The sequence below is a fragment of the Streptomyces sp. NPDC048002 genome, from assembly GCF_040653275.1.
Lineage (GTDB): Bacteria > Actinomycetota > Actinomycetes > Streptomycetales > Streptomycetaceae > Streptomyces.
In genome coordinates this window covers 1-13,200 of the sequence record NZ_JBEZNL010000037.1, presented here as the reverse complement: position 1 = coordinate 13,200, position 13,200 = coordinate 1, and the positions used below count along the sequence as shown (strand labels likewise).

Here is a 13,200-nt window from a genome sequence, read left to right as displayed (position 1 = left end):
GCCCGCACACCGCCCGCAGGGGGCACACGGTCGCCCGCCCGTCAGGGGCTTGGCGCCGCGGCGAGGTCGAGTTCCCGTCCGTCGACGACGGCACGCAGCGGCAGTTCGTCCACGGACCGGCCCGCCAGCACCAGCCACTCACCCGGTTCGGTGCGCCAGCCGCCGCCCGCCTCGCACCAGTGCTCGAAGGCACGCTGAGGCACCCGCACCGACACCGTCACCTCCTCTCCGGGAGCCGCCTCGGCGGACGCGTATCCGGCGAGCCAGCGCAGCGGCCGGTCCAGCTCCGAAACGGGCCGGGCCAGATACACCTGGACGACCTCGCGCCCCGGCCGTCGGCCGGTGTTCCGCAGCCGCACGTCCACCGTGCAGACGGCTCCGGTCAGCGCCGACCCGCTCCCGCCGGTGAGCGCCTCGGCCCGGACCTGGACGTCGTCGTACGACCACGTCGTGTACCCCAGTCCGTGCCCGAACCAGTACGCCGGTTCCCGGCCGCTCCGGAGCCAGGCCCGGTAGCCGATGTGCAGGCCCTCGGCGTAGTCGAGCACACCGTGCTCGGGGCGGGTGCGGCTCACGGGCACGTCGTCCAGGGTGGCGCCCCAGGTCGTGGGCAGGCGCCCGCCCGGCTCGGCACGTCCGAACAGCACGTCGGCGACTCCGGCCCCGCCTTCCTGGCCCGGGAACCACGTCAGCAGGAGCGCGCCGGCCGCGTCCCGCCAGGGCAGTTCCACCGGGCTGCCGGTGTTGAGCACGACGACCGTGCGCGCGTTGGCCGCGCAGACGGCGTGGACCAGGTCGTTCTGGTGCCCGGGGAGGGCCAGCGTGGTGCGGTCGTGCCCCTCCGACTCGCTGTTCTCCGTGGCACCGAGCACCAGCACCACGGCGTCCGCCCGGCGGGCGGCGGCGACAGCGTCGGCGACGGCTGTCTCCGGGGCGGGGTCGGGCGGTGCGGCGCACAGGACCGTGGCCCGGCCCATACCGGGAGCCAGTGCGCGGCGGGCGACGACATGCAGGTCCCTCCCGCCCGGCACCTGCGCACGCGTGTACTGGCAGGGCGGGTTCACGTGCACGACGGCGGGGTCGTCGGTCAGCCGTGAAAACTCGTCGTCGATCAGGGCGCGGCCGTCCACCGTGAGCGTCATACGGCCGAAGCCGCCGACGCCGAAGCACCACGCTCCGCCCTCCCCCGACGGCACCAGCGCGCTGATCTCGACGGTATGCGCACCGGGTGGCAGCGGCGGCTCCAACTGGCGTCCGGACAGCCGGTGTTCGGCGTGCAGTTCACGGCCTTCCGCGTCGAGCACGCGCAGCAGGACCCCGGGAGCGCCGCAGCGCGGATCACGGCAGCGGGCCGAATCGAGGGGCGGCGGCGGGGAGTCGAGCGCCGGGCCCGGCACGTGGACGACCTCGGCCCGTCCGTCCAGCTCCCGGCGGATGCCGTCCAGGAAGCTGACCACGCCCCCCGGGAACACTCCCGCGCTGCCGCCTCCCTGGGTACGAGGGTGCGCGGCGTGGACACCGATCACGGCGACGGTACTCAACTCGTCCCGGTCCAGCGGAAGTACGCCACGGTTACGCAGGAGAACGGCCCCGGCGGCGACGGCGGTGCGCAACAGACCGCGCCCGGAGACAGCCTCCGACTCCCAGGTGGGTCCGGCCTGCCGGGTCGGCGCCGCCAACTCCTCGACAGCTCCGGCCCGCTCGAAGGCCGGACCACCGCTCTCGGTACACGTCCCCGACAACCAACGGGAGTTTACCGACCGCGCCGATTCACCGAGCGCCCCCGCCCAGTGAGCGAGCCGCAGCAGTCGCCGCACCTTGTCGTCGATGACCTCGACCGGAACCGCGCCGCTCTCCACCGCCCGCAGCAGGGCATCTTCCCAAGGGCCCCCCGGCCCCGGCATCGCCAGGTCGAGGGCGGCACGGGCGCTCGGCCCGGTCGTGCGCACCGCGCCCCAGTCGGAGACCACGACCCCGGCGAAACCCCACTCGCCCTTCAACGGCTCGGCCAGCAGCGGACTCTCCGTCATCGTGGTCCCGTTGACGCCGTTGTAGCCGGTCATCACGGCCCTCACCCCGGCGGCCACCGCCGCCTCGAAGGGCGCCAGGTACACCTCGCGCAGGGCCCGCTCGCCGACCCGTACGTCGGCCGTCAGGCGGTCGGTCTCGGAGTCGTTGGCGACGTAGTGCTTGGCGGTGGCGGCGACGCCGTGCCGTTGGATGCCCCGGATCAGGGCGGCGCCCGTACGTCCGGTGAGGACCGGGTCCTCGGCGAAGCACTCGAAGTGGCGGCCGCCCAGCGGGGAACGGTGCAGGTTGAGGTTGGGTGCGAGGACGACGTCGACGCCCTTGCGGCGCGCCTCCGCCGCGAGGAGTGCGCCGAGCCGTTCGGCCAACCGCTCGTCCCACATGGCGCCCAGCGCGGAGGCCGACGGCAGCAACAGGGACGTGTCGCGCTCGTCCCACGTCTCCCCCCGTACGCCCGCGGGCCCGTCGGACATCGTCAACTCGGCCAGCCCGAGCACCGGTTCGGCGTGGGTGCGCCAGGTCGTGGCCCCGGTGAGCAGTCGGATCCGCTGCCGGAGGTCCAGCTTGTCCGCGAGCCTGGTGAGTTCTTCCTCGGTCATTCCACCCCCTGTGGCCGCCCCCACCTTCCCGGGAGAGCGCTCTCCCGATGGTGCGGAAGGAAAACCTTGATGTCAATGAACCCGCCCCGCTGCGGAACGGGCCGGGCGCCTTCACGCCACCGGGCCGGGCCCGGACACGGCCACTAGGCCGACGCGCGCACCACCAGTTCGGGCTCGAAGATGACCGAGGTGGGCTCGGTGCGGGCGCCCTCGATGTGTTCCTGGAGCAACTGCGCCATCCGGGCCGCCATTTCCTCCATCGGCTGCCGCACGGTGGTCAGCGCGGGGCGGCAGACGAGGGCCGCGCTGGAGTCGTCGAACCCGACCACGGCCACGTCGCCGGGCACGCTTCTGCCGGATTCCCGCAGCACCTCGCAGGCCGCCTGCGCCATCAGGTCGTTGGCCACGAACACCCCGTCGATCTGCGGGTGTTCGGCCAGCAGCCGGGCCATCGCCGCGGCCCCGCTGTCGTAGGTGAAGCCGCCCTCGGCGATCGGGATGTACGGGTGTCCGCGCCGGGCCAGCGCGTCCCGGAAGCCGGAGAGCCGGTCCTGTCCGGCGGGCACGTCCAGCGGCCCGGTGACCGTCGCGGGCCGTCGGCAGCCGCGCGCCAGCAGATGCTCCGCGGCCAGCCGGCCCCCGTCCGCGTGCGCCAGGTCGACGTAGCTGACCGGGACCGGGCGCGCCGGGCGCGCGAACAGCACGCAGGGCAGGTCCGCTTCGGCCAGCAACTCCGGCAGCGGATCCTCCGCGTGCGTGGAGACGACGAGCGCGCCGTCCGCGCTGCCCTGCCGGACGTAGGCGGCCACGTCGGCGCGGGTCGCCTCGGAGTCGGCGAACATCAGCACCGGATGCATCGACCGCGGCCGCAGGAAGTCGATCACCCCGCCGGCCACGCGGCCGAAGAAGGGGTCGGCGAGCATCCGGGCGGCGAACGAACCCCGCTCCCCCTCGGGCTCCCCCGCACCGGAGACGACCAGGGCGATCGTCTCGGCCCGCCGGGTCACCAGGGAGCGCGCGGCCCTGTTCGGCGAGTATCCGGTCCGGGCCACGGCGTCGCGCACCGCGCTCTGGATGGCGGGGTCGACGTTCCGTACCCCGTTGACGACCCGGGAGACCGTCGCACGCGAGACCCCCGCCTCCCGTGCGACGTCCTCCAGCGTCGGCAGCCGCCTGATCATGCCCGCACCCTACCCGCTGCCCGCACCCTTGGGGAGCGCTCTCCCGGAGCGGACGCATCCTTCGGCACCGCCCCTAATGAACGTCCTGCGGGTCGAGAGCACCCGGCCGCCCCCACCCGTTCGGCGTGAGCGTCGCCGCGCCGAGGAACGCTCACGCCTCCCCGTCCAGGAGGGCCAGAGCGGCCACGGACTGGGCACCCGGCTCGTCGAGGAGTGCCTCGCCTTCGCGTGCGAGGCGGGCCACCGGCGGGTGACGCTGTGGACCACCGCCAACCTGACGTCGGCCCGCCGTATCTACGAGCACTTCGGCTTCACCCTCATCGACGAGGAACCCCAGCACTCCTTCGGCCACGACCTCGTGGGCCGGCACTGGGGCCTCGAACTCCCTCCGCCTCACCTAGGATCACCGGCATGACGCTGCGCCTCGCACAGGTGAACATCAAGGCTGTCGACAGCCTGGCGGTGGGCGAGTTCTGGGCGCGGGCGCTCGGCTGGAACCTCTTCCGCCCCGGCGTCACGAGCTACGTCGGGCCCGGGGCGGACCTCGTCTGGCCGGACCCGGTCGTCGTCGGCATCGACGTCGTCCCCGTGCCGGAGGCGAGGACCGCGGCCAAGAACCGTCTGCACCTCGATCTGGCCACCACCTCCACCGCCCACCAGGCGGAGCTGGTCGCGCGGCTCGAAGACCTCGGTGCGCGGCCCGCCGACGTCGGTCAGGGCGAGGTGCCGTGGACGGTCCTCGCCGACCCCGAGGGCAACGAGTTCTGTGTGCTGGAGCCCCGGGAGGTGTACCGGGACACCGGGGCGGTGGCGGCGATCGTGGTGGACTGCGAGGATCCGCGGGCCATGGCACGGTTCTGGGGGCAGGCGATCGACTGGACCCTGCGTGAAGTGAACGACGATCAGGCGGTGTTGCGCTCCGCCAAGGGGGTCGGCCCCTATCTGGAGTTCCTCCGCGCACCCGGCGTGAAGACCGTGCCGGACCGGGTCCACCTCGACCTGCTGCCGTACCCCGGTGACGACCGGGCGGCGGGGGTGGAGCGGCTGCGGGCCCTCGGCGCCACCGATCTCGACCTCGGCCAGGGCGACGCCCCCTGGACCTGCCTCACCGACCCGGAGGGCCACGAGTTCTGCGTCCTCGCCCTGCCCTGACGACGTTCGCGTACCGTCACGGGAGCCGTGCGGGCGGGCAGAGGTAGAAGAGTTCGGGATCGCCCTCGTCGAGGCCGTGCACCAGACCGACCGGCTGCCAGCCGAGTGCGTGCAGCAGCGCCTGCATGGGCTGGTTCGAGACGTTCGTCGAAGTGAACAACTTCGGCGTGGCGCACGCCGCTTCGGCGGCCCGGAGCAGTCGGGCGCCGATGCCTCGCCGACGCGCACCCGGCGCGACCATCACCAGGCTCAGGAAGCCCTGTTCGAAGAAGGTGTACTCAACGACGCCGTACCCGAGGACGCCTGACGAGTCCTCGGCGACGATCAGGGCCCCCTGGTGCAGCCACCGCCGAATGCTGTCGATCCGAGCGCCGTCGCCCGCCGCCGCGAGCGGGTCGACGGCGGTGATCGCGGCACTGTCCGCGGAGCGTCCCGCTCGCACCTCGATGCCACCGCCGAACGTCCCGTTCTCCATGGACGGCATCCTGACACCGCGGGGATCCCGGCCGGCACCGAATTACCCCGGAAACGGGCGAGCCGGTCATCGGCCGCTGCTATAACCCCACCATGACCAGCGTGACTTGGGCCAGTGACGTGACCGACGCGGCGGGTGCGGTCGGGGCGGTCGCCGCCGTGGTGGTGGCGATCGCCGCGATCTACTGGGGTTACCGGGCCAGCGTGCCGCGGCGCAGGGCCGAGTACTCCGTCGAGATCACCCCGCTCATCGCGGGTGGTGTGAGTGACGTGACCGTGTACCGGGGAGACCAGCGCCTCCTGCGTCCGCACACGATGACGCTGAAGCTGAACAACGTGGGGCACAGGGAGTTCGAGGCGGCTCATTTCAACGACCGGCCCGTCGAGTTCGCCCTCGGGTCGCGCATCGTGGCGAAGCTGGAGGAGAGCACCGGGGGCCACCGGTGGGTTCCCCCCACCGACTTCACCGGCGACACCCTGTACATCCGGCCACACGTCATCCACAAGGGGCAGCAGATCACCTACAAGTTGCTCCTGGACGGCCCCGACACCGTGGTGACACCGCGCCATTCGCTCAGCGGCGAACTCAGGGCCCAGCCATGGGCGACCAAGGCCGTGCGGCGCTGGCTGGTCGGGATCGTGGTGGTGGGAGTCTGCGCCTGGGGCGGTGTTCTGTGGACGATATCCGAAACCGAGGCGGAGACCCGCTCCAAGCTCCAGGAGATCGCGAAAGCCTCGTATCTGGCCGGCATGCGTGACGGGCATCTGCTGTGCCAACGGCTGCCGGACGGCTGCGCGACGCAGACGCCTCCCGGGATGGGTGTCCTGCCCGAAGGGTTCGGTCAGTACAAGTAGTCCGCGCGGCCCTCGTCGTCGAGTTCGAAGGCGCCTTCGGGGATGACACAGAACTCGTTGCCCTCGGGATCGGCCATCACCAGGAAGCCGCCCTCGGCGTACCCTTCCGGTCTGCTTCCGCCGAGCGCCTCGATCCGCTTCTGCTCGGCGGCGGGATCGGCGGACGTGACATCGAAGTGCATGCGGTTCTTGCCCTGTTTGGGCTCGCCGGTGCGCTGGAAGCCCAGGCCGAGCCCACCCTGGCGTTGCAGCCACACGTACGGGCCCATGCGGCCGACGACGGGCCGGCCGAGCAGCTCGGACCAGAAGGCCGCGAGCCGCTCGGGGTCGACGGCGTCGATGATCAGGGCGTTGACCTGGAGCGGGGAGTGCGTCACACGGCCGATCCTCCCAGAACCGTGGGCCGCGCGGTCAGTTGGGGCGGGTGAGCGCGTCCGCCGGTCGGGAGCGCTTGCCGTCCTCCTCCCGCAGCCATACGGCACGCTGAGGGAAGGGCATCTCGATGCCCGCGGCGTCGAAGGCGTCCTTGACCCGGTGCCGCAACTCCCGGGTGACGGCCCACTGCTTGAGCGGAACCGTCTTGACGGCGACGCGGACCACGACCCCGTCGGCGTCGAGGGACTGCACGCCCCACACGGCGGGGTCCTCCAGGAGGGTGTCCGTGAAGGCGGGGTCCTCCCGCATCGACCGGCCGGCCTCCTCCAGGACCTGGTAAACGACGTCGAGGTGGGAGTCGTAGGCGACGGAGACGTCCAGCACGGCGCGGGCCCATTCCTGGCTGTCGTTGCGGACGCGGAGGATCTCGCCGTTGCGGATGTGCCAGAGACCGCCGTTGAGGTCGCGGACCTGGGTCAGGCGCAGCCCGACGTGCTCGACCTCCCCGACGGCTTCGCCCAGGTCCACGGAGTCGCCCACGCCGTACTGGTCCTCGACCATGATGAGCATGCCGGAGAGGTAGTCGGCGACGAGGCTCTGCGCGCCGAAGCCGATCGCGAGGCCCACGACCCCCGCGCTGGCGAGCAGCGGGCCGAGGGCGATCCCGATCTGGTCCAGGATCATGGCCACGCCCATGACGGCGATGACGATGGTCACGATGCTGCTCAGCACCGAGCCGATGGTCCGGGCCCGCTGCTGGCGGCGCTCACCGGCCCGGCCGCTGTCGCGCTGGAGCACCAGCGGGCCGCGTGTGCCGCGGCGCGGCGCGGCCTCGGGGTCGGCCGGTTCCAGGATGCGCCGCACGATGCGGGTGATGGCCCGCTTGGCGACCAGCCGTACCAGGGCAGCGATCACGACGATCAGCGCGATGCGCAGGGGCACGCCGATCAGCGTGTCGGCGTTGCCCGTGAGCCAGTCGGGCAGCGCGTCGATCTGGCTGGTCAGGCCGGCGAGGTGGAGCGATTCGGGTGGGGCCGAGGACGACAAAAGGATTCTCCAGAGCGCTTCCGTGAGGGTGGGGTGGGGCACGCCCTTCCCTGCGGGGCTGGTGTTCCACCGGCCCGGGAAGGACCTCCCGCCTCCTCACCCGGCGCGCCGGTTCCATGTCCGGGTTCGCCGGATCTTCACACCGGGGACGCGGGTGCCTCACAGGGGCTCCGGTACTCGGACGCGCGCTCAGAACGCGTAGCGGACGCGCAGCCAGGGGGTGTGCGTGTCCATCAGCGCGCGCAGTTCCGTCAGGGCCCGCGCTTTGACGTCGGTGCGGTAGCGGACGTTGACGGCGCCGTTCTGGGACTGTTTGGCCTGCTGGAGTTCGGGCCGCCACAGGACGTCCTCGGCACGGGGGTGCCACCCGAGGTTCACCTCGTGCAGTTCCCGGTTGTGCGTGAGCATGATCACCTCGGCCGCGGCCTGCCGCTTGACCCGTTCCGGCAGGACGTCGTCCAGCCTCCTCAGCAGCTCCGCCCACGCCTCCCGCCACCCCGGGCGGATCACCACGGGCGAGAGGTTGAAGTGCACCTCGTATCCGGCGTCCAGGAAGTCGGCCGCGGCGGCGACGCGTTCGGCGACGGGCGAGGTGCGTACGTCGAGCAGGCGGGAGTCCTCGGGCGGCATCAGCGAGAAGCGGATCCGGGTGCGGCCGCGGGGGTCGAGGGCCAGGAGGTCGGGGTTGACGAACTTGGTGGCGAAGGACGCCTTGGCGGTCGGCCAGTGCCGGAACGCGTGCACCAGGTCGGCGGTGTTGTCGCAGATCAGGGCGTCGACCGAGCAGTCGCCGTTCTCGCCGATGTCGTAGACCCAGGCCAGGTCGTCGCACTGGTTCGGCTCGGGCTTGGGGCCCTGCCGGGCGATGTGCCGTGCGAGGTGGGCGATGATCGCGTCGATGTTGGTGAAGACGGTGACGGGGTTGGCGTAGCCCTTGCGGCGCGGCACGTAGCAGTAGGCGCAGGCCATCGCGCAGCCGTTGGTGGCACCCGGTGCGATCCAGTCGGCGGACCTGCCGTTGGGCCGGGTGGCGAGGGTCTTCCGCTCGCCGAGGACGAGCGTCTCGCCCTTGACGCGGACCCAGCGGTCCACGTTGGCCCGGTCACCGTGGACGCCCGGGATGCGCCAGTGGGAGTCGACCGTGACGAGCCGGGCCTCGGGGAAGCGGCTCAGGATCTGGCGCCCGCGCGGGGAGGCCGCCGCCGCGGGCTCCGCGTGGATCTCCCGTACGGGGAGCAGCCGGCGTGCGGCGGCGGAGTCCCGGAAGCGGGGCGCTCCGTCGGTGCCCGGCGTGGGGGTCACCCGGTCGGGGGCGAGGGCGTCCAGTCCGAACAGCGTGTCGGACTCGTCGTCCGGCCCGGTGGACGAGTCGCGCATGAGGTCTCCGGTCCCGATCGTGCGTGGGCGCCGCCTGCCAGTGGCGGTCCCGTAGGTGCGTGGGCGCCGCCTGCCGGAGGCGGTCCCGTAGGTGCGTGGGCGCCGCCTGCCGGAGGCGGTGCCGAAGGTGCGTGGGCGCCGCCCGCCCGTGACGGACCCCTTGGTCGTGGGCGCCCGCGGCAGCGGTCGGTCCCGGTGGTCCACTGTAGGCCGCCCGCTCGCACCGACGCGTGCGCAGCGCGGCCTGCATCCGTCGGCCGGGGAACGGGCGAAGGAAGGGGTGAGCGGAGGAGGAAACGTGCCCAGATGGACACCGCGGCCCGACGGAGGCCGCCCCTCGGGGCGCGGGTGCGCGCACACCCTGACCGCCGCCCCGGATCCGCACTCGGATTCGGATCCGGATCCGGATCCGGTCGGTGCCGAGTGCCCGGCCTGCCCGGCGGGCGGAGGGACCCGCGCGGACCTCCTGCTCTGTCTGACCTGCGGGCACGTGGGGTGCAGCGACAGTTCGCCCGGCGCCCACGCCCACTCCCACTTCGCCTCCAGCGGTCACCCCGTGGCCCGCTCCCTGGCCTCCGGTCAGGAGTGGGCCTGGTGCTACGTGGACGAGGTGTACCTCGATCCGGCGCGCGAGGACCAACAGCCCCGGTCCGGCGCGCGGCGGATCGAGTCGGTCTGGGACTATCCCCGGCCGCCCGCGTTGCGGGAGGACGACCGGCGGGTGCGCGTGGAGTGCGCCGCCGAGGTCCTGGCGGACACGCGCAGAGCGGTGAGGGTGCTGGAAACCAGTCACCCGCCGGTCTTCTACGTGCCCCCGGCGGACGTCCGCACGGAGTGGTTGCGTCCGGCGCCGGGGAGCCGTACGCATTGCGAGTGGAAGGGCGTGGCGCAGTACTGGGACGTGGTGGTGGGGGGCGAGGTGCGCGAGCGTGCGGCCTGGAGCTATCCGCATCCCGATCCCGGCTACGAACTCCTCGCGGGGTGCCTCGCGTTCTACCCGAGCCGTGTGGACCGCTGCACGGTCGACGGGGAGGTGGTCGGCGCGCAGGAGGGCGACTTCTACGGCGGCTGGATCACCGACGAGGTACGGGGCCCCTTCAAGGGCGCGCCGGGCACCCTGCTGTGGTGAAAGGGTGCCACGGTCACGCGCCGGGCCCGCCCCGGCCTGCCTGCGCGATCCCCCGGCTCCTGGGCGAGGACCGGTCAGGTGGACACGATGAAGTCCAGCGCGTACCCGGACTCGGTCGTCCAGTAGGTGACGCGGGCACCGTCGTCGAAGGGGACTTCGCGCGGCAGGTCGACGCCGATCGGTTCGCTGCCGTCGCTGCCGGGTTCGCGGCCCTGGAGGAGGAGGGTCACCTTGTCGGTCTCGTACTGGTCCATGGGGACACCGGAGGCGAGCAACGCTGAGTACGCCTCGTCGCCCGGGGCGAGCGTGACCGGTCCGGTCCCGCGGTCGCTGTCCTCGTAGACGCCGATCGGGGCGCGCGCCTCGGCGGGGTCGCCGAGGAAGACGTGCGGGTAGTGGTGGATGCCGCAGTCCTTGTCGCCGACGTTGGTGACGGTGATGAGGAGGTGCTTGGGCATCTCCGTCTCCTCGTTCTTGAGGGTGGTGCCGAAGGTGAGGTCCTCGGCGGAGCAGGCGGCGGTGACAGTGCCGTCGCCGCCCTCCCCGTCGGTGCCCGTGGCGCTGTCTTCCGGGCCCGTCGCGCCGGGCCCGGCCGAGCCGGCCGCGCTCGGCCGGTCCGGGTCCGGGGAGCCGGAGCCGTCGTTCGGCTCCGTCTCGCAGGCCGCGGACGCGAGCACCGCGGCCAGTGCCCACGCCCCGGCGACGTACGGACGCCGGCCCCGGGGCGTCCCGGCGTTGCCCCGGTTCCGGCGGATGTCAGTGCCCATGGTGTCCCCCGCGCGCCGGCCGCGCCGGCTCGTCCTTTCGTGTCCCGGTACGCCGTGGGTCAGCGCGGCGCGATCGCGGCTTCGGCCGCCGTCCTGATCCGCGCGCCGAAGGCGGGGGCGTCCTTGCGGGCGGCGGCGAGAGCGAGGCCGACCAGGAGCTTGCCGATGCCGTGGCCCTCCAGGGTGTTGAAGATGCGGACCCGGGTCCGGCCCTCGCCGAGCGCCTCCAGGTCGTAGCCGCCCTCGCTCGCGGTGACGCTGTTCTTGGACACCTCCGCCCACCTCATCCGCACCGGGGACTCCAGTTCGGTGATGCGGAACTCCCTCGCCGTCTTCATCCCGGCGTCCTTGACGGTGCTGCGGAACACGGTCCCCACCGCCGTCGGGGCGTCGGGCGTCCGGTCGATCCGCTGCACGCGGGGGCTGAACTGGGGGTCGTTGCGCCCATCGGCGAGATACGCGAACACTTCTTCGATGGGCCGGCCGATCTCGACGGTCGCTTCGAACTGCCCTGACATGAGCGCTCCTCCATGACTTCGACCCTGCCACCTGGCATAGCGGGACCCTACGGGACCGGCAGGGCTCCCGCGAGACGGCGAACCCGGCAGGTCAGGGTCGACGGGCGCCGGTCTGGTAGATGTCGGGGATGCCGTCCGCGTCGTCGTCGCGGTTCTCCTCCTCGCACAGGCGCCGGTAGATTCGGTTGCGGACGCGCAGGAGGACGGCGGCCAGGGCGGCGGCGGTCAGCGAGCCGATCAGGACGGCGGCCTTGACGTGCTCGGCCAGCGCCTCGTCGGTGAAGGACAGCTCGCCCAGGAGCAGGGCCACCGTGAAGCCGATCCCGGCCAGGACCGCGAGTCCGAGCACGTCGGCCCAGGCGAGGTCGGGATTGAGGCGGGCCCGGGTGAAGCGGACGGCGGCGTAGGTGCCGAGGAAGATGCCGAGGGTCTTGCCCACGACCAGACCCACGAGGACGGCGAGCGGCTCGGGGTCGGTGAACACCTGGACCAGGGCCTCCCCCGAGATTCCGACCCCCGCCGCGAACAGGGCGAACAGGGGGACCGCCACTCCCGCCGAGAAGGGGTGGACCAGGTGGGAGACCCGGGCGCCCGGGGAGGCGGCCTCACCGGGGTCGCGGGTGGTGCGCAGGATGAGACCCATGGCGACTCCGGCGACGGTGGCGTGGACGCCGGAGTTGTACATCAGCGCCCACACGGCGACGCCGAGCGGTACGTACCACCACCAGCCGCGCACCCGCAGCCGCTGGAGGACGTAGAAGAGGACCAGCCCGGCGAGGGCGGCGGCCAGGGCCCAGTAGTTGAGGGTGGAGGTGAAGAAGACGGCGATGATGAGGATGGCGCCGAGGTCGTCGACGACGGCGAGGGTCAGCAGAAAGGCCCGCAGGGCGGAGGGCAGATGGGTGCTGATGACCGCCAGGACCGCGAGGGCGAAGGCGATGTCGGTGGCCATGGGGACGGCCCACCCGTCGAGGCTGCCGCCGCCCGCCGCGGCGGTGAGCGTGTAGAGGGCTGCCGGAACGGCCATTCCGCAGAGGGCGGCGACCACCGGCAGCGCGGCGGTGGCCGGGGTGCGCAGCTCGCCCACGACCAGTTCCCGTTTGAGCTCGATGCCCGCGACGAGGAAGAACACCGCCAGCAGTCCGTCCGCGGTCCAGTGGCCGACGGACAGGTCGAGGCCCAGGGCGGGGATGCCGAAGTGGAAGTCGCGGATGTCCTCGTAGGCAGCGCTCCAGGGGCTGTTGGCCCAGACGAGAGCGATGACGGCCGCGGCGAGCAGGACCAGTCCGCCCACGGTCTCGGTGCGCAGGGCTTCGGTGATCGCCTGCCGCTCGGGCCAGGGAAGAATGCCGAACGCGGTCTTGCGGGGGCGTGCCTGAGTCATGGGAAGAAACCCCTCCGGGGGTGTGTCGACGGCGGGCACACAGGTCCCTCGGACGCCGACCAGACTTCCCGGCACACCAGCATCATCTTGATGCGTTCTTCACACCCTAACGGGTGACCGGGTGTCTCACCAGGGCGTCTGTCACCTGCTGATACGGGCGAGAGGGCCCGCCTCACCAAGGCGCGGGTGAGACAGGCCCTCTCGCGGAGCCGGGCCGCCGTGGGCGGTCAGACGGTGGTCTGGGCCGGCTCGGGGTCGGCGTCCTCGTCGGTGTCGAGGCCGGCGTCACGCCGCTTGACGAAGGCGAGGAAGGA

Annotated in this window: 13 protein-coding genes; 4 read left to right on the top strand and 9 right to left on the bottom strand. The window is 72.6% G+C overall.

Annotation, left to right across the window (positions count from 1 at the left end; genetic code table 11):
* Window positions 1-41: 41 nt before the first annotated feature.
* Both AB0E07_RS31635 and AB0E07_RS31630 read right to left on the bottom strand, forming a co-directional pair.
* Complete coding sequence (locus AB0E07_RS31635) at window positions 42-2,627, bottom strand: glycoside hydrolase family 3 C-terminal domain-containing protein (RefSeq protein WP_362259863.1); 2,586 nt, start codon at window positions 2,625-2,627, stop codon at window positions 42-44.
* A gap of 143 nt (window positions 2,628-2,770) precedes the next feature.
* Window positions 2,771-3,808 (bottom strand): LacI family DNA-binding transcriptional regulator, encoded by a 1,038-nt coding sequence (locus AB0E07_RS31630; protein ID WP_362259861.1) that lies wholly within the window; start codon window positions 3,806-3,808, stop codon window positions 2,771-2,773.
* Between AB0E07_RS31630 and AB0E07_RS31625 the strand changes: the two genes are divergently transcribed.
* Both AB0E07_RS31625 and AB0E07_RS31620 read left to right on the top strand, forming a co-directional pair.
* Window positions 3,807-4,223: a GNAT family N-acetyltransferase gene (locus tag AB0E07_RS31625; protein ID WP_362259859.1), complete on the top strand. Its 417-nt coding sequence runs from the start codon at window positions 3,807-3,809 to the stop codon at window positions 4,221-4,223. The genes AB0E07_RS31630 and AB0E07_RS31625 overlap by 2 nt on opposite strands.
* Window positions 4,220-4,960 carry a VOC family protein gene (locus AB0E07_RS31620; protein ID WP_362259857.1) on the top strand — a complete coding sequence of 247 codons (741 nt, stop codon included), beginning with the start codon at window positions 4,220-4,222 and terminating at the stop codon, window positions 4,958-4,960. Before AB0E07_RS31625 ends, AB0E07_RS31620 begins: the two co-directional genes overlap by 4 nt.
* 16 nt (window positions 4,961-4,976) lie before the next feature.
* Here AB0E07_RS31620 and AB0E07_RS31615 read toward each other — a convergent pair whose 3' ends face one another.
* Window positions 4,977-5,435, bottom strand: a complete 459-nt coding sequence (locus tag AB0E07_RS31615) for a GNAT family N-acetyltransferase (RefSeq protein ID WP_362259855.1) — start codon at window positions 5,433-5,435, stop codon at window positions 4,977-4,979.
* A gap of 92 nt (window positions 5,436-5,527) precedes the next feature.
* Between AB0E07_RS31615 and AB0E07_RS31610 the strand changes: the two genes are divergently transcribed.
* Window positions 5,528-6,289 (top strand): hypothetical protein, encoded by a 762-nt coding sequence (locus tag AB0E07_RS31610; protein ID WP_362259853.1) that lies wholly within the window; start codon window positions 5,528-5,530, stop codon window positions 6,287-6,289.
* Here the strand turns inward: AB0E07_RS31610 and AB0E07_RS31605 are convergent.
* The 3 genes from AB0E07_RS31605 to AB0E07_RS31595 form a co-directional block, all read right to left on the bottom strand.
* Window positions 6,277-6,666, bottom strand: coding sequence for a VOC family protein (locus AB0E07_RS31605; protein ID WP_362259851.1), 390 nt, complete (start codon window positions 6,664-6,666; stop codon window positions 6,277-6,279). The two genes, AB0E07_RS31610 and AB0E07_RS31605, sit on opposite strands and share 13 nt — an antisense overlap.
* A 34-nt stretch (window positions 6,667-6,700) precedes the next feature.
* Window positions 6,701-7,711, bottom strand: a complete 1,011-nt coding sequence (locus tag AB0E07_RS31600; RefSeq protein ID WP_362259849.1) for a mechanosensitive ion channel family protein — start codon at window positions 7,709-7,711, stop codon at window positions 6,701-6,703.
* A gap of 189 nt (window positions 7,712-7,900) precedes the next feature.
* Entirely contained in the window at window positions 7,901-9,088 is a 1,188-nt protein-coding gene (locus AB0E07_RS31595) for a spore photoproduct lyase family protein (RefSeq protein ID WP_362259847.1), read from the bottom strand.
* Window positions 9,089-9,386: 298 nt separating this feature from the next.
* Here AB0E07_RS31595 and AB0E07_RS31590 point away from each other — a divergent pair, with 298 nt between their 5' ends.
* A complete protein-coding gene (locus AB0E07_RS31590) occupies window positions 9,387-10,217 on the top strand; it encodes a DUF427 domain-containing protein (RefSeq protein WP_362259845.1) in 831 nt (276 codons plus the stop codon).
* 74 nt (window positions 10,218-10,291) lie between these two features.
* Here the strand turns inward: AB0E07_RS31590 and AB0E07_RS31585 are convergent, their stop codons facing one another.
* The 3 genes from AB0E07_RS31585 to nhaA all read right to left on the bottom strand — a co-directional run bounded on the left by AB0E07_RS31585 (window position 10,292) and on the right by nhaA (window position 12,886).
* Window positions 10,292-10,984, bottom strand: a complete 693-nt coding sequence (locus AB0E07_RS31585; RefSeq protein WP_362259843.1) for a DUF4232 domain-containing protein — start codon at window positions 10,982-10,984, stop codon at window positions 10,292-10,294.
* A gap of 59 nt (window positions 10,985-11,043) precedes the next feature.
* The gene (locus AB0E07_RS31580; protein ID WP_362259841.1) at window positions 11,044-11,502 is read right to left on the bottom strand and encodes an SRPBCC family protein; all 459 of its coding nucleotides are present in this window, start codon (window positions 11,500-11,502) and stop codon (window positions 11,044-11,046) included.
* 91 nt (window positions 11,503-11,593) lie between these two features.
* Window positions 11,594-12,886: a Na+/H+ antiporter NhaA gene (nhaA, locus tag AB0E07_RS31575; protein ID WP_362259839.1), complete on the bottom strand. Its 1,293-nt coding sequence runs from the start codon at window positions 12,884-12,886 to the stop codon at window positions 11,594-11,596.
* Between the last annotated feature and the right edge of the window lie 314 nt (window positions 12,887-13,200).

Bases quoted from the DNA above. Each gene is read 5' to 3' on its own strand.
- AB0E07_RS31625 (WP_362259859.1), top strand. From the start codon at position 3,807: ATGCCCGCACCCTACCCGCTGCCCGCACCCTTGGGGAGCGCTCTCCCG.
- AB0E07_RS31615 (WP_362259855.1), bottom strand. From the start codon at position 5,435: ATGGAGAACGGGACGTTCGGCGGTGGCATCGAGGTGCGAGCGGGACGC.
- AB0E07_RS31585 (WP_362259843.1), bottom strand. From the start codon at position 10,984: ATGGGCACTGACATCCGCCGGAACCGGGGCAACGCCGGGACGCCCCGG.
- AB0E07_RS31580 (WP_362259841.1), bottom strand. From the start codon at position 11,502: ATGTCAGGGCAGTTCGAAGCGACCGTCGAGATCGGCCGGCCCATCGAA.
- AB0E07_RS31620 (WP_362259857.1), top strand. From the start codon at position 4,220: ATGACGCTGCGCCTCGCACAGGTGAACATCAAGGCTGTCGACAGCCTG.
- AB0E07_RS31610 (WP_362259853.1), top strand. From the start codon at position 5,528: ATGACCAGCGTGACTTGGGCCAGTGACGTGACCGACGCGGCGGGTGCG.
- nhaA (WP_362259839.1), bottom strand. From the start codon at position 12,886: ATGACTCAGGCACGCCCCCGCAAGACCGCGTTCGGCATTCTTCCCTGG.
- AB0E07_RS31635 (WP_362259863.1), bottom strand. From the start codon at position 2,627: ATGACCGAGGAAGAACTCACCAGGCTCGCGGACAAGCTGGACCTCCGG.
- AB0E07_RS31630 (WP_362259861.1), bottom strand. From the start codon at position 3,808: ATGATCAGGCGGCTGCCGACGCTGGAGGACGTCGCACGGGAGGCGGGG.
- AB0E07_RS31595 (WP_362259847.1), bottom strand. From the start codon at position 9,088: ATGCGCGACTCGTCCACCGGGCCGGACGACGAGTCCGACACGCTGTTC.